At 71.4% G+C, this 14,853-nt stretch carries 11 protein-coding genes and 1 pseudogene; 6 read left to right on the forward strand and 6 right to left on the reverse strand.

The features are described from left to right. The first annotated feature begins 30 nt into the window (after nt 1-30). Both ACIBF7_RS05465 and ACIBF7_RS05470 read left to right on the forward strand, forming a co-directional pair. Nucleotides 31-711, forward strand: coding sequence for a class I SAM-dependent methyltransferase (locus ACIBF7_RS05465; protein ID WP_397196507.1), 681 nt, complete (start codon nt 31-33; stop codon nt 709-711). 111 nt (nt 712-822) lie between these two features. Further along, nucleotides 823-2,184 (forward strand): annotated as a pseudogene (locus tag ACIBF7_RS05470) (MFS transporter). Here ACIBF7_RS05470 and ACIBF7_RS05475 read toward each other — a convergent pair. Both ACIBF7_RS05475 and ACIBF7_RS05480 read right to left on the reverse strand, forming a co-directional pair. After that, the gene (locus tag ACIBF7_RS05475; RefSeq protein ID WP_219549882.1) at nt 2,185-2,586 is read right to left on the reverse strand and encodes a RidA family protein; all 402 of its coding nucleotides are present in this window, start codon (nt 2,584-2,586) and stop codon (nt 2,185-2,187) included. A 97-nt stretch (nt 2,587-2,683) separates the two neighbouring features. After that, entirely contained in the window at nt 2,684-3,037 is a 354-nt protein-coding gene (locus tag ACIBF7_RS05480) for a hypothetical protein (protein WP_148036025.1), read from the reverse strand. Between the two features lie 283 nt (nt 3,038-3,320). On the opposite strand from ACIBF7_RS05480, the gene ACIBF7_RS05485 reads away from it, so the two are divergent. After that, nucleotides 3,321-4,274, forward strand: a complete 954-nt coding sequence (locus ACIBF7_RS05485; protein WP_397196508.1) for a hypothetical protein — start codon at nt 3,321-3,323, stop codon at nt 4,272-4,274. 1,066 nt (nt 4,275-5,340) lie between these two features. Here ACIBF7_RS05485 and ACIBF7_RS05490 read toward each other — a convergent pair. Beyond that, complete coding sequence (locus ACIBF7_RS05490) at nt 5,341-5,550, reverse strand: hypothetical protein (protein WP_148036027.1); 210 nt, start codon at nt 5,548-5,550, stop codon at nt 5,341-5,343. A 275-nt stretch (nt 5,551-5,825) separates the two neighbouring features. On the opposite strand from ACIBF7_RS05490, the gene ACIBF7_RS05495 reads away from it, so the two are divergent. Continuing rightward, the gene (locus tag ACIBF7_RS05495) at nt 5,826-6,602 is read left to right on the forward strand and encodes a serine hydrolase domain-containing protein (protein ID WP_397196509.1); all 777 of its coding nucleotides are present in this window, start codon (nt 5,826-5,828) and stop codon (nt 6,600-6,602) included. Here the strand turns inward: ACIBF7_RS05495 and ACIBF7_RS05500 are convergent. After that, nucleotides 6,592-7,461, reverse strand: coding sequence for a LysR substrate-binding domain-containing protein (locus ACIBF7_RS05500; RefSeq protein WP_397196510.1), 870 nt, complete (start codon nt 7,459-7,461; stop codon nt 6,592-6,594). The two genes, ACIBF7_RS05495 and ACIBF7_RS05500, sit on opposite strands and share 11 nt — an antisense overlap. A gap of 71 nt (nt 7,462-7,532) precedes the next feature. On the opposite strand from ACIBF7_RS05500, the gene dapA reads away from it, so the two are divergent. After that, on the forward strand, nt 7,533-8,411 hold the full coding sequence (gene dapA / locus ACIBF7_RS05505) for a 4-hydroxy-tetrahydrodipicolinate synthase (RefSeq protein ID WP_397196511.1): 879 nt from the start codon (nt 7,533-7,535) through the stop codon (nt 8,409-8,411). Here the strand turns inward: dapA and ACIBF7_RS05510 are convergent. Next, nucleotides 8,373-9,518, reverse strand: a complete 1,146-nt coding sequence (locus tag ACIBF7_RS05510) for an FAD-dependent monooxygenase (RefSeq protein WP_397196512.1) — start codon at nt 9,516-9,518, stop codon at nt 8,373-8,375. The two genes, dapA and ACIBF7_RS05510, sit on opposite strands and share 39 nt — an antisense overlap. Before the next feature lie 84 nt (nt 9,519-9,602). On the opposite strand from ACIBF7_RS05510, the gene ACIBF7_RS05515 reads away from it, so the two are divergent. Further along, nucleotides 9,603-10,049, forward strand: a complete 447-nt coding sequence (locus ACIBF7_RS05515; protein ID WP_271277293.1) for a MarR family winged helix-turn-helix transcriptional regulator — start codon at nt 9,603-9,605, stop codon at nt 10,047-10,049. A gap of 4 nt (nt 10,050-10,053) precedes the next feature. Here ACIBF7_RS05515 and ACIBF7_RS05520 read toward each other — a convergent pair whose 3' ends face one another. After that, nucleotides 10,054-14,853: a DNA repair ATPase gene (locus tag ACIBF7_RS05520; RefSeq protein WP_397196513.1), complete on the reverse strand. Its 4,800-nt coding sequence runs from the start codon at nt 14,851-14,853 to the stop codon at nt 10,054-10,056.

A 14,853-nucleotide genomic window follows, 5' to 3' on the forward strand; every position in this document is an offset into this window, starting at 1 on the left:
CATGTGGGTGATGGACGCGGAAAGTACGGTTTGGACGCACCCTGGGCGTTGACCGGCCTCATACTCGGGACGGTCCTGCTGGTCGCGCTGGCCGCCTTCTCGTTCGTCACCGGGATCCTCGTCACCGGTGTGGTCTTCACCAGCGGTGCCGTCTACACGCTCGCCAGCGCCGCCAGCCACCTCTACACCACCCGGCGCGGCAGGTTCGCCGTGTGGGGCGAGGAGCTGGACCGGCTCGAAGGCGGCGAGGACGTGCTGGACCTCGGCTGCGGGCGCGGCGCCGTGCTCCTGCTCGCCGCCCGGCGGCTGTCGTCAGGCCGGGCCACCGGCGTGGACCCGTGGCGCTCCACCGGCGAGCCGCTCACCAGGGCCAACGCCGAGGCCGAAGGCGTCTCGGAACGCGTCGACCTGGTCACCGCCGATTTGCACGAGTTGCCGTTCGGCGACGAGCGGTTCGACGTCGTCGTGTCCGCGCTCGCCCTGCACCGCGTCCCCGGCGCCGCCGGGCGCGAGCAGGCCCTGCGCGAGGCGTACCGGGTGCTGCGCCCCGGCGGGCTGCTGCTCGTCGCGGACGTCAGGCACGTGCCCGCGTACGAGGCCGTCCTGCGCGGGCTCGGCGCGCGCGACGTGCACAGCCGCGACCTGGGCCGGCGGTACTGGTACGGCGGGCCGTGGGCGAGGACCCGCATGGTGGAGGCGCTGAAGGTTTGAGCGCCGGTCGCCGGGTAACCCGAGGTGCTCATGAGCGATGTCGAGACCGGCACGATCACCACCAAGGTTCCGGCGCGCCTGGACCGGCTGCCCTGGTCCCGCTGGCACTGGATGATCGTCATCGGCCTCGGCACCGTCTGGATCCTCGACGGGCTCGAAGTCACCATCGTCGGCAACCTGTCCGCCCAGCTCGCCAAGCCCGGCAGCGGCCTGGACATCTCCCAGGAACAGGTCGCCGGCCTCGCCGCCGCGCTCTACGTCGCCGGAGCCTGCTCGGGTGCGCTGTTCTTCGGATGGCTGACCGACAGGTTCGGCAGGAAGAAACTGTTCATCATCACGCTGCTCGTCTACCTGGCGGCCACGCTGGCCACCGCGTTCTCGTTCAGCGTGTGGTGGTTCTTCCTGTTCCGCTTCCTGACCGGGTTCGGGATCGGGGGCGAGTACGCGGCCATCAACTCCGCGATCGACGAGCTCATCCCCAGCAGGCACCGCGGCCGGATCGACATCCTCATCAACGGCAGCTACTGGCTCGGCGCCGCCGGAGGCGCGCTGCTGACCGTGCCGCTGCTGAACAACCTGCCCGTCAACATCGGCTGGCGGGTCGCCTTCGGGCTGGGCGTGGTGCTCGGGCTGGCCATCCTGCTCGTGCGCAGGCACGTACCGGAGAGCCCGCGCTGACTCTTCATCCACGGGCGCGGCGACGAAGCGGAGAAGATCGTCCAGGGGGTTGAGCGCGAGGTCGAGAAGGAGGTCGGCGCCGCCCTGCCCGAACCCCGGCAGGCCATCACCATCCACACGCGCAAGTCGATCGGGTTCATCCGGATCGCGCACACCATGGTCGCCCTCTACCCCACGCGGACCGTCCTGGGGCTGTCGCTCTTCATCGGGCAGGCGTTCCTCTACAACGCGATCACCTTCGGGTACGCGCAGATCCTGTCGACGTTCTACGAGATCGACACGCACACCGGCTACTACTTCGCCGTCATCGCGGTCGGCAACTTCCTCGGGCCGCTGCTGCTGGGCAGGCTCTTCGACACCGTCGGCCGGGTTCCGATGATCTCGGCGACCTATGTGGGGTCGGGGGTGCTGCTGCTGGGGACCGCGTGGCTGTTCAACGAGGGGATGCTGACCGCTGTGACGCTCACGGCCTGCTGGTCGGCGGTGCTCTTCGTGGCCTCGGCGGGGGCCAGCTCGGCCTATCTGACGGTGAGCGAGATCTTCCCGATGGAGACCAGGGCGATGGCCATCGCGTTCTTCTTCGCCATCGGCACGGCGGCGGGCGGCATCGCCGGGCCGCTCATCTTCGCCAAGCTGGTGTCGAGCGGGGTGCCGGGGGACACGGCGCTGGCCTTCGCCATCGGGGCCATCCTCATGATCCTGGCGGGGATCGTGGAGATGATCTTCGGGGTGAAGGCGGAACGGCGCGGCCTCGAAGACATCGCCGCCCCGCTCTCCACCGCCTCCCCGTCTTGATCAGTTGGGCAGCGCCGCCGTGAGGTCCACCTCGACGAGCTGCCCTGAGAAGCCGAGCTGGGCGACGCCGAGGAGGGTGCTGGCGGTGGTGAAGGCCGGTGCGATCACCGAGTCGTTGAGACGCCGCCAGGCGGAGCCGAGCACGGAGCTGTCACCGCTGACCACGTAGATCACGGATCGTACGACGTGCTCAGGCCGCGCGCCGGCCGCGGCGAGGGCGGCGAGGGCGTTGGCCGCGACCTGGTCGATCTGGGCGTCCAGGTCTCCGGGGCCGACAATGGCGCCGGTCTGGTCGAGCGGGCACTGGCCCGCGAGGAACGCCGTTCGGCCGGCTTCCACGATGGTGACATGGTGGTAGCCGGGGGTCTTATGTAGTTCGTCGGGATTGATGCGCTTCATCATGATGCTTGAGTCTGGCCGGATCCCGGCTCGTCCGCACCGCAATATCGCGCCGCGGCCCCCGCCCGCGTGGCGCGGGTGCGGGCGGGGGCTCGGTGCGTCAGCAGAGGCGGTTCCAGTCGATCGCCTTGCCGGCGGCGGCCTTGATCAAGCGGCACGCGATGGCGGCCAGTCCGCCCGTGTAGCCGCCGACGATGGTGCAGACCGCCATGCCGAACAGCTGGTAGACCGCGTACACGGCCCGGGCCTTCCAGCAGTTCAGCGCCGCGATGGCCACGTCGTCCCGTGGTACGGCGGGTGACGGGGGTATCGCCTCGATCTGCTCGGCGCTGAGTCCGGCCGCCAGCTCGTCCAGCAGGGCTTCGGCGCCGTCGCCGAACTGCGCCAGGACCTCGGTCACGGCCGGGTTCTCCCGCAGCGCCGCCTTCTTGTCTTCCTCGGTGTGGAGTGTCACGTCGTTCTCCCCGGTGTGGTGGTGTCAGGCGCCGGTCGGCGCCTCGGCACTCAGGTAAGCCGGGCGGCGGGGGTGTCCAACAGCGCGTCGGACGGATTCGGCCGGACTCGATCGCGCCGGGACGTCCGGCGGTCGGCATCGGACGCTCTCGGTAATTGCTCTTACACTTGGAGTCACTTGGTGGACATCCCTTGGTCGGGAGAGGGCAAGGTTCTGCGCGACGATGAACGAGAACCCCAAAGAGGGCCCAGATCTTCGGTCTGTCGATCAGGCGCTGGAACGGGTGGGCTCTCACGCGGAGCTGGTGAGGGTGCTGGCCGAGCAGTTCGCCAGGGCCGACGTGTCGCTGCGCGAGCTGGAGTCGCGGGCCGACCGGGCGGGCGGGGCCCGGCTTCCCCGGGCGACGTGCGCCGACATGCTGGCCGGGCGGCGTTTCCCCAAGAAGGCGGTGATGCTGGCGTTCCTGCGGGCCTGCCGGGTGCCCGAGCAGCAGATCCCGGCATGGGAACGGGCGTGGGAGCGGGTGCGGATCACCCGGATGGCCATCGGGGAGGACCGCGAACCTCCCGCCGGCGCGCCGCTCGCGGATCAGGGGACCGCCGTGGCGGTGACGGTTCGCGGGTCCGGAGGAAGCCGGCAGCGGGCCGTCCTGCTCGCCGCACTCGTGGCGGTCGTGGTCTCGGGCGCCGTCATCGCCCTGTCGGTCAGGTCCCGCCACGGCGTGCCCGAAGACCTGCCCGTCCGCACCATGGACCCCGGCCACCTCGTCACCGACGACGGCCGCGCGTTCCCCCGCGGCGGGTGGAGCCGGTTCACCGTGACCGTCGATCCCGCCCACACCGCCGTACGGCTGATCCGCCGCCTGGACGTGGGCGTCGCCCTGCAGCACGCCACCATCACGGTGAACGGCCGGCCGGCGGCGGAATGGCGGCCGCTGCTCGGCGAGAGCACCTACAAGTGGCGGGACCAGGTCGTCGAGCTGCCACCGGAGCTGACCGCCGGGCGGAGCTCGCTCACCATCGTCAACACCTCGGTGTCCTCATCGGGCTTCAACGAGTTCTACTACACCGTTGAGCAGCAGGTGGACGGTGTCTGGTCGATCAGTGACGAGGTCGACATCGGCCGCGAGCACCCGGCCGGCGAGGCTGATCACGCCTACCGCAACGTCGGCGAGGACTGGGCCGACACCCAGACCTTCGCCTACCCGCCCCGCAAGGAGGACTGGCGCGTTCGGTGAGCTGTTGATGAGAGTCTTCCCCGGCGCCCTGGCGACGACATCGATTCCGTCGACCAGGATGACATCTGTGTCGCACTTGAATCGCTCCGGGTCGGCAAGAGCCCTCGCCTGCATTGGCGTGACGAGCCCGTCAAGCGGCAGTTCGCCATAGCCCAGCGGCTCACAGAGATGCCCATCCACGGAATCGTCACGATCTACATCCACGATCGCGCCGTTCGCACCGAACGCGCGCGCCGCCGATGTCTCGAACGGCTTCTCGGCGAAGTCAGCCTGGCGGGGTGCTCCGAGGTTGTCATCGAAGCTCGTTCCGCCGAACAGGATCACCTCGATCGGGGCCTCCTGACGGGTATGCGTCGCGCGCGAACCCTTCCCCACGATTTGGTGGTCAGACGGCAGCCATCCGTCAGCGAGCCGCTTCTGTGGGCGGCAGACGCCGTAGTGGGCGCTACGACGTGGTGGCCGGACGACCGAACAGGCTGCTATGAGATGCTCGCGCCGAAGACACGCCTGGTATGCGTCGGATGAAGCGGGAAACGCAAAGGCCGGACGCCCGATTCCATCGGGAGGCCCGGCCTCACTTCCGCACCCCAGGGGGTGCGGCAGTCCTCATCATGCCTTACGGAGGGTGATTGGGCAAGACGCGCGAGTCACGTGAGCCGTTCGGGGTACGCGTCCCATCCAACTGGACCATCGTGACCAACTCCGACGCGCGTGAGCGTTCTGCCGGAGGTCACGTGGTCGGTCTGCCGATGGGTTGGTGAGCGTTCTGCCGGTGACTGTGACAGCGCTCTGCCGCCGTCTTCCCCGGACAACAGCGCGAGGGCTTGCCCCCGCACAATGAGGGCCGGAGGCCCGGGAAGCACGCCGAGCTTGCGAGGGGCGCGGAGCGCCTGGTTGGGCGAGCCCTTTGGTACGGGCAGCGTCAGGCGTTCAGTTGGTCGAAGACGTCGGTGGCCGTGCAGGTCATCAGTAGTGCGTGGTCGTTCTGCCGGTACTCCTGTGGGCGTTCTGCCGAACAGTACGTGAGCGTTCTACCGCACCGCGGCCCAGGGCGTACGGGACGCCGCTAGGTGATGGTTCGGCGGAAGACGACGGTGGCTGTGAAGCGGTCGTGGTGGTCCGGGTCCGGTTGGACCTTGGCGCTGACGACGTGGACCTCCGCGTCGCTGCCGAAGAACCGTTCCGCCAGGGGATAGGCGGCCGCTTCGATGGCCGCCGGGGTCCGTTCGCTGACCGTCACCGAAAGTTCGAAGGGAAAGGGGTCTGTCTTGTGCATGTCACCTGCCCTGGGTGCTGGCGCCCGCGCGCGTTCTCCAGCTACCCACGCGATCGAGCCTGACACGGTGTCAGGAATTAGACCAGGATGGAGGCCATGACGGGCATGGTGGATCGGCTGGACGCCGTACTGAACGCCGGGGAGGCGCCCGGTCTGCACGGGATCGTGGTGGTCCAGCGCGGCGAGCAGGTGCTGGAGCGGTACGGCGCGGGGCAGGACTTCCGGCTGGGCGACCGCTGGGGCACGTCACGTTCGACGCCGGCACGCCGCACGACGTGCGGTCCATCACCAAGAGCGTGGTGGCGCTGCTGTACGGGATCGCGCTGGAGAGCGGCCTGGTGCCGGATCCGGGCGAGCGGCTCCTCGACCAGTTCCCCGCGCATCGGGACCTGGCGGACGACCCGGCCAGGGCTGCTCTCACCGTCGAGCACGCGCTCACCATGACCCTCGGCCTCGAATGGGACGAGAGCGTGCCGTACACGAGCGCCGCGAACAGCGAGATCGCGATGGAGGAGGCCCCCGACCGCTACCGCTACGTCCTGGAGCGCCCGATCGTCGAGGAGCCGGGCACACGGTGGTCCTACTGCGGCGGGGCGACGGCGCTGCTGGGCGGGATCATCGCCCGGGGCACCGGCAGGCCGCTGGACGAGTACGCGAGGCAGGTGTTGTTCGAGCCGCTGGGCATCGGCGCGTTCGAGTGGACGAAGGGGGCGGACGGGGTGCCGCTGGCGGCGGCGGGGCTGCGCCTGACGCCCCGTGACCTGGCGGCGATCGGCGTGATGGTGCTGCGCGGGGGCGACGGCGTGGTGCCGGAGGGCTGGCTCCGGGAGGCGCTCCGGCCGCGGGTGCCGATCGACGGGGACCGCCACTACGGCTATCACTGGTACGTGGAGACGGGCGCGACGCCGGCCGTGAGCGCCTCAGGAAACGGGGGCCAGCGGCTGCTCGTGATCCCGTCGCGGGACCTGGTGGTGGCGGTCACGGCCGGCGACTACGACGTCTTCGACCGGCCCGGCACCGCGGCCGTGCTGGACGCCGTACTCAGAGACTGAGGCCGGCGAGGGCCTCGTGGAAGGCGGCGATGGCCGCCTGGATCGCCGGATGCTCTCCGTACCCGCGTCTGAAGGCCGCCAGCGTGCGGCGGTGCAGGGGGAGCGGGGTGAGCCGCACCCCGGACGGCGGGGAGAGGGCCGCGAGGCGGGGCACCAGCGCCACGCCCTGCCCGGCCGCCGCGAACGACAGCACGGTGTCGAAGTCGTCGATGTGGTGGCGCACGTCCGGCTCGAACCCGGCCGCCTGGCAGGCCCTGATCGTCATCGTGTGGCACAGGGTGCCGGGCGTGCCGGCGATCCACGGGTCGCCGGCGGCCGCGGCGATGGCGGGCCGGTCGGTGAGGTACATGGGCTCGGCGAAGAGCGGCTCGGTCTCCAGGGCGTCGTCGGTGACCGGCGGCACGAAGTCGTACTCGTGCACGAGCGCGACGTCGAGCTCCCCGGCGCGCAGGGCGGCGGAGACGTCGGCGGGGTCGATCTCGGAGATCATCGGCACCAGCCCTGGGTGGGCGGCGGCGAGCGTGGCGAGCGCGGGCGGCAGCAGGACGCGGGCCGCGGTGGGGAACGCGCCGACGCGCAGCGGGCCGGACGGTCCGCCCCGGACGGCGGCCAGGGCGGCGGAGGCGCGTTCGAGCTGTTCGAGCACCGCCTGGGCGTGCTCGACGAGCAGGCGGCCCGCCGGGGTGAGCGCCACAGTGCGGCCGGTGCGTTGGAGCAGCGGCACGCCCGCCTCCCGCTCCAGCGCGCTGAGTTGCTGGGAGACCGCCGACGGGGTGAAAGCGGCGGCCTCGGCGACGGCCGCGATGGTGCCGCGCCGGGACAGTTCGCGCAGGAGGTGGAGCTTGCGAGGGTCGAGCATCAGCTCATCTTACGATGCAGCTTAGAAAACGTCGCTGGACCTTACGTGTCCTTCCGGGCCAGGCTGGAGACATGTTGACAGGCATCCATGTACCGCTGATCACTCCGTACGGACCGGACGGCGAGGTGGCGTTCGACGCGCTCGGCAAGCTGGCCGACCACGTGCTCGGCCAGGGCGCCTCGGGGCTGGTCGCGCTGGGCACGACGGGAGAGGTCGCGGCCCTGACGCCGGACGAGCGGAGCCGGGTGATCGAGACCTGCGCGGCCGCCTGCCGGGAGCGCGGCGTGCCGCTGACCGTCGGGGTCGCCGGCAACGACACCCGCTCGGTCGGACAGGCGCTGAAGGAGCTGCCCGGCGGGGTGGACGCGGCGCTCGTCACCGTGCCGTACTTCCTGCGGCCGTCGGAGCGCGGGGTGATCGCGCACTTCGAGGCGCTGGCCGAGGAGACGCCGGTGCCGCTGGTCATCTACCACATCCCCTACCGGACCGGGCAGGCCGTGAGCGCGGCGACCCTGCGGCGGCTCGGCGCCCATCCGCGCGTGGCCGCCGTCAAGTACGCGGCGGGGGGCGTCGACCAGGACGCGGTGGACCTGCTCGGGGACCTGCCGGACGGGTTCGACGTGCTGGGCGGGGACGACGCGTTCATCTCGCCGCTGCTCGCCCTCGGCGCGTCCGGCGGCATCCTGGCCTCCGCGCACCTGGCCACGGACGCCTTCGCGGAGCTGGTCACGGCCTGGCATGCGGGCGACGTGACCAGGGCCAGGGCGCTGGGGCACCGGCTGGCCCGGCTGTCGGCCGCGCTGTTCGCCGAGCCGAACCCGACGGTGATCAAGGGCGTGCTGCACGCCCGCGGTCTCATCCCCACCCCCGACGTGCGGCTGCCGCTGCTTCCCGCGAGCGCGGAGTCGGTGTCACAGGCTGACCTGGTGACGGTACATCCAGGCGAGTGACTCCTGGTTCGCCTGACGCCTCAGGATGATCGGCAGCAGCGCGTCCCTGAAGATGCGGCCGACCGGCCCGGCGGCCTTGCTGTCGCTGATCCTCCTGGCGTAGGCGACCACCCGCTCGGCCCGCTCGCGCCGCTCGCTCTCGTACCGGCCGAACGCCTCCCGGTGGCCGGCGGCGTCGCGCAGGCAGCGGGCGAGCACCACGGCGTCCTCGACGGCCTGCGACGCGCCCTGCCCCGAACTGGGCGAGGTGGCGTGCGCGGCGTCGCCGGTGAGCACCACCCTGCCGCGGTGCCACACGGGCACCGGCGGCAGGTCGTGGATGGGGAGCACCTGGCCCAGATCGGCGCGCCGGACCAGACCGGCGGCGATGCCGGCGTCGTCCGCGAACGCCTCCTCCAGCACCGGCCGCCAGTCCGCCGGCTCGTCGCCGAGGGCGCGAGGCAGGTTCGCGAACCACCACGTCTCGCCGTCGCCGGTCACCGTGTAGCCGAAGAAGGCGCGCCTGCCGAACATCATGTGGTAAACGCCGGGTTCGCCGGTGATGTTCGGGTCCTTGATGATGCCGCCGCAGTTGTACAGGCCGGTGTAGCGCGGTTCGGGCGCCTCGGGGTCGAGCAGCCGCCGGGTGCGCGAGTGCACGCCGTCGGCCGCGATCAGCAGGTCGCCGGTCGCGCTCGTGCCGTCCTCGTACCGGGCCACCACCTGGGAGCCGGTGTCGTCGAAGGAGACCATGCGCTTGCCGTAGGCGATCGGGACGCCCCGTGCGGCGGCGGCGTCCCGCAGGATCCGGTACAGGTCCGAGCGCAGGATCGTGTGGCTCACCGTGCCGTCGTCCAGCGCCATCCCGTTGGGCACCCGGCCCAGGCGCTTGCCCGTGCCGCTCCACATGACCATGTCGGGGGTGGGGATGCCGGCGCGCGCCACCTCGTGGTGCAGCCCGAGCACGCGCAGCGCGGCCATCCCGTTGGAGGCGACGTTGAGGAACGCGCCCACGCCCTCGGCCCCGGCGTCGTACGCCTCGTGGATCTCGGCGTCGATGCCCACTTCGCGCAGCGCCATGGCGATGGCGGGGCCGCCGATCCCGCACCCTGTGATGAGAGCCTTCATCGTGATAACCTTTCGTTCGTCCGAACGAAATATATGCCGAGGCGAGGTCGTATGGCCAGAGATGTTTCGGATCGCCGAAAGAAATTGCTCGACGCCCTGACCACGGCCGGGCGGGAGAACAGCAACGCCGCCGTCATGTACCACACGGCCATGGGCGAGCGGCTGGGCCTCGGCATGAGCGAAGAGAAGACCATCGACCTGCTGCAACGCCTCGGTCCGCTGACGGCGGGGGAGATCTGCCGGCACACCGGCCTGGCCCCCGCCACCGTCAGCAACCTGATCGACCGGCTGGAGGCCAAAGGGCTGGCGCGGCGGGCCCGCCACCCCAAGGACCGGCGCCGCGTCATCGTGGAGGTCGACTGGGAGCGGCTGGCCGGTTTCGACGAGCTGTTCGTGCCGCTGGTGACCGGCCTGGCCGGCCTGTACGAGCGCTACACCGACGAGCAGCTGGAGCTCATCCTCGACTTCCTCGGCCGGGCCACGGCGATCCAGCGCGACGCCACCGCCGCCCTGACCCGGCAGGAAACCTGACCCGTCAGCGGTTCCTGATCGCCGAGCCCACGTCACGGACCTGGTCCGCCAGCAGGCCCAGCGCGCCGACCGCCCGGCCCATCGGGTCGTCGGCGTCGCCGCCCAGCGCCTTGTCCCGCAGGTAGGCGGCCTTGATCTCGGCCCAGCGGGCCGCCTGCTCCGGGCTGAGGCGGCCGCGCAGCTCCGCCAGCTTGAGCAGGTTCGCCTCCGCGTCCGCGGTGAGCGTCTGCGCCTCGCCCAGGTAGTGGTCGTCGACGAGCGCCTCCAGCTCGTCGTCGTTCATCGCCGGGACGATCCGCTCGGCCAGCTTGTTCATGTTCCGGTACGAGCCCTGCAGCCGGTACGGCGGCTCGGTGCGCGAGGAGTCGGCCTGGGCGGCGGAGGCGATGTAGGCCCGGTTGTTGGCCAGCACCACCTCCTGCACCCGCACCAGCTTGCGCAGCACGCTGAGCAGCTGGTCCAGCTCGGGCTTGGTGTACGGGTGCTTCAGCTGGTCGGGCCGTACCGAGGCGTCGCCCCTGGCCAGTCGCACCAGCAGCTCCACGTCCGACCGGTCGCGGGCCGACAGCGGCGCGAGCACCGGGTTGGACGTGAGCGCGTTGTCGACGTAGCTGAGCGCGAACAGGTCGTCCCGGCCCGACAGCACGTCGCCCAGGTTCCACACGTCGGCCCGGTTGGCGAGCATGTCCGGGATCCGGAAACGCTGCCCCGACTCGGTGTACGGGTTGCCGGCCATGCACACGGCGAACCGCTTGCCGCGCAGGTCGTAGGTGCGGGTGCGGCCGTTCCAGACGCCCTCGATGCGCCGCTGCGCGTCACAGAGCGAGATGAACTTCTGCAGCAGCTCGGGCGAGGTGTGCTGGATGTCGTCCAGGTACAGCAGCGTGTTGTTGCCCGCCTCCAGCGCGAACGAGATCTTCTCCACCTCCTGCCTGGCGGTCGCGTTGGGCGCCTCGGCCGGGTCCAGCGAGGTCACGTCGTGCCCCAGCGCGGGCCCGTTCACCTTGACGAACAGCAGCCCGAGCCGGCTGGCCACGTACTCCATCAGCGTCGTCTTGCCGTAGCCGGGCGGCGAGATGAGCAGCAGCAGGCCCATCTGGTCGGTGCGCTTGCCCTCGCCCGTCGAGCCGAGCTGCTTGGCCAGGTTGTCGCCGATCAGCGGCAGGTACACCTCGTCGAGCAGCCGGTTGCGCACGAACGCGCTCATCACCTTGGGCTTGTACTCCTCCAGCCGCAGCCGCTCCCGCTCGGCGGCGACCAGCTCGGTGCGCCGCTTCTGGTACGCGCGAAAGCCCGGCACCCGCTCGGCCGCGAACCGCCTGGTCCTGGCCAGCAGCTCGTCCAGCCGGATCTCCAGCTTCCTGCCGGCGATCCGCGGGTGCGAGCCGAGCAGGTTCTCCACGGTGGCGGTGACGGTGGCGCCGGAGTCGTGCCTGGGCAGGTCGCACAGCTGCACGGCGACGGCTTCGGCCAGCTCGGGCCCCTGCGCGTACGCGCCGAGCCAGGCACGGGCGAGCTGCACCTGCTCCGGCAGGGCGACCGCCTTGAGATCGGACTCGAACTCGCGTGTCCTGACCGGCCCGAGCGTGTGGTGGAACCCCTCCAGCAGGTCGCGGGCCGCCTTGCCGGTGACGAACCCGGCAGGCTTGCCGGCCAGCTCCTCCACCAGATACTCACCGGCGAGCGCGGCGTCGGTGTCGGGCAGGCCGGCCGTCGCCAGGAAGGCGGCGATCAGCGCGCCCAGCTCGGCGGAGAGCGTGGCGAGCGCGGGCCCGGGGCCGAACACCTCGCGGGCCCGCACCAGCGACACGGCCCTGGTGGCCAATGTTTTACGTGAAACCTCGTCCACGCCGTGCGCCCAGAAGAGCTGGGCCGCGGCCCGCGCCTCGGGCGGGTACCGCAGCAGGCCCGCGCCGTCGCGCAGCCGGATCAGCGCGCCGAGGATCGCGGCGGCGTCGTGGTCGTGCACGCCCCGCTCGTAGCCCTCGTCGTAGCGGGCCGCGGCGGCCTCCCGGACCAGGCGGTCCAGGTCGTCGCCCGGCGTGACCCGGTCGAGCAGCGAGGCCGCCAGGTACTCGGCCCGGTAGACCTCGGGCGTCTCCGACACCAGCAGCTGCTCCCAGAAGGGCCGGGTGTCGGCGAACGAGGCCGGCGCCGGCGACCGGAAGTCGGTGCCGGTGATGGCCAGCTGCATCTCCTGGTCATGAGGCACCAGCGTGAGGTCGACGGGCTGGGTGTTCACCGCGAACCGGTGACGGCCCAGCCTGATCGTCTCGCCGCCGTCCGCGAACAGGTCGAGCCGGTCGCGCAGCGCCCGCCCGGCCTCCTGCTGCGCCGCCTTGACCCGCCCGTCCAGCTCCTCGGCCCGTACGGAGTCGCCGAGCTCGCGCAGCTCGGCCGCCACCGAGCGGAGCTTGGTCACCATCTGGTCGGTGGCGAAGTACGTGTTGATCTCGTCGGGGGAGCCGAGCGTGGCGATCCTGCGGGTGACGCTGGCCAGGATGCGGTCGGCGGAGGCGAACAGCCGGTCCGCGCGCCGGGCGAGGGCGTCGAGCTGGGCCTGCTTGCGCGACGAGAACGCCTCGTACACGTCGTCGCGCTTGCCGCCGAGCTGCTCGGCGAAGTCGTCGATCTCGCCGAAGCGCGACTCCAGGTTCTCGATCTGCAGCATGAGCCGGCCGAGCTGCTCGTCGCACCTGTCGGGGGTGTCGGCCATCGCCAGCGCGCCGGTGATGGCCTGGCCGAGCAGCGCGAACTCGGCGGCGAACGCGGCCCTGCCCTCACTGCTCAGCAGCTCGCGGCGGCGGCCGTCGAGCACCGCCCGCGCCCGGTTGACCCCGCCGAGCACCTCGGCGATGCGGCCCAGGATGGCGGTGCGCACGGTGGCGTCGGCGATGTCGAGGGAGCCGACCACCTCGGTCACCACTTCCAGGCCCTCGGACTGCTCGGCGAGCCGGCCGGCGACGGGCTCGGCCTCGGCGGCGGTCGCGATCGCCGCCGCGTCGGCGGCCAGCGCCTCGACGGCCGCGTGGTAGCCGGTGAACGCGTCCTCCCCTTCCAAGAAGGCCACGGCCCGCCTGCCCGCCTCGTCCAGCTCGCCGGCCAAGGTCCCGGCCAGCTCGTCCAGCCGGCCGGTGTCGATGTAGCGCACCTCGCGGAGCGTCACCAGGTGGCCCTGGGCCCGGCGGAGCGTGGCCAGCAGGCTCACCCACCCGTCGGCGGTGCCGGGCGCGTCCGCCCCGGCCCGCCTGACGAGCTGGGTGACCTCCTCGTCGGCCTCGGCGAGCGTGGCGGCGGCCTGGGCGGTGAGCTGCTCGACGTGCTCGTACTCGTCGAGCACCTGCTCGGCGGTGGCACGGACGTCGGCGAGCGGCTCGCTCAGGCCGTGCTCGGCCAGCCAGTGGTAGCTGTCGAAGGAGCGCGTGCAGGCGGCGATCAGCGCCTCGAACGTGGCGGCCGACGGCGCCATCTCCTCCACCATGCGGGTGACCGACAGGCAGTCGGAGATGCCCCGGACCAGCTCGGCGTTGCCGATCCGCTCCAGCGGGCCGGTGCCGGCGGGCTGCGCGGCCGCGAAGGTGTCGGAGACGTACGGCGTCTGCCACACCTGCATCGGGTGCACCCGCGTCGGCTCCTCGGAGGTGGCGCGGAAGACCACCATCGTGCCGTCGTCGAACAGCGAGTACCCGTGGCAGACGATGGGGTTGGCCACCTCCTTCCTGATCACGTTGTACGGCAGCAGCAGCGAGCGGCCGTCGTCCCTGGCGTGGAAGACGTAGAGCGCGTCCTCGCCGTTGGGCGCGCGCACGACCCGCTCGAACTCCAGGTCCGCCACGTCGGTGTCGAACGTCTTGCTGGCGCCGGTGGTCAGGTAGTAGCCGCCCGGGAAGATCAGGCCCTGGTCCTCGGGCAGCCGCTGGCAGGCCTGGCCGATGCCGTCGAGCCTGGTCACGGCCTTGGTGCGGGTGTTGAAGACCAGGTGCCGCCAGGCGTCCTCCTTGTACGGCCTGATCCGCATGAGGATGAGCGGGCCGACGCGGGCGTGCTCGACGTCGGCGTCCGCCAGGCTCTGCAGCGGCTCGGCGACCGGCTCGGCGTAGATGCCCTCGCCGGTCTCCGTGTTGTTCTCGATCTTGATGGTGAGGTCGCCGCCGAGCGTCTCGACGAACACCTCGCCCTGGATGTCGATGTGCGGGTGCCGGCCGAGCACGTGGTCGTCGCGGGTGGCCGGGGTCCACTCGAAGTCGTGGGACGGCGGGAAGACGTGGTCGCGCTCCCCCCTGTTGTCCAGATATTTCGTGACTCCGGTGGGGCTGACTGCCCAGCGCAGCACCCGGATGTCGGCCGGCCCGGTCCTGAACACCGCCAGCAGCTTGCCCTCGACCCGCCGGAGCTGCTTCAGCCGGGTCTCCTTGTAGTAGCGGTAGAGCTCGGCGAAGTCCTTCCTGAACGCCGGGTCGTCCAGCGCCTCCAGCTTGCCCTGCTCGAACCGGAACCCGTCGCCCTCCCGGGCGAAGCGGTGCACCGCGAACACGTCCGACACCGACGTCTCCGGCTTGAGCCCGATGAAGACGTTGTAGCCGAACAGCATCACCTCACCCAGGGACACGATGTCCCTGGGGACGCAGTTGTTCTCGGTGCGGATCCGCTCGGTGCCCAGCAGCCGTAGCTCCGCCCCGCCGAACACCTCCAGCCGCGCCGCGTTGACCGCCTCGGCGGCCGCGGCCAGCGCCCTGGCCTGGGCGCCGAGGCGGTTCCGCAGCACCTCGTAGGTGCCCGCCTCCAGGTCGACCTGCTCCGTCAC

The organism is Nonomuraea sp. NPDC050478, assembly GCF_044458265.1.
Taxonomy (GTDB): Bacteria; Actinomycetota; Actinomycetes; order Streptosporangiales; family Streptosporangiaceae; genus Nonomuraea; species Nonomuraea ferruginea.

Excerpts from the sequence above, each read along its gene's own strand:
- ACIBF7_RS05475 (WP_219549882.1), bottom strand. The coding sequence starts at position 2,586 with ATGATGAAGCGCATCAATCCCGACGAACTACATAAGACCCCCGGCTAC.
- ACIBF7_RS05490 (WP_148036027.1), bottom strand. The coding sequence starts at position 5,550 with ATGCACAAGACAGACCCCTTTCCCTTCGAACTTTCGGTGACGGTCAGC.
- ACIBF7_RS05500 (WP_397196510.1), bottom strand. The coding sequence starts at position 7,461 with ATGCTCGACCCTCGCAAGCTCCACCTCCTGCGCGAACTGTCCCGGCGC.
- dapA (WP_397196511.1), top strand. The coding sequence starts at position 7,533 with ATGTTGACAGGCATCCATGTACCGCTGATCACTCCGTACGGACCGGAC.
- ACIBF7_RS05510 (WP_397196512.1), bottom strand. The coding sequence starts at position 9,518 with ATGAAGGCTCTCATCACAGGGTGCGGGATCGGCGGCCCCGCCATCGCC.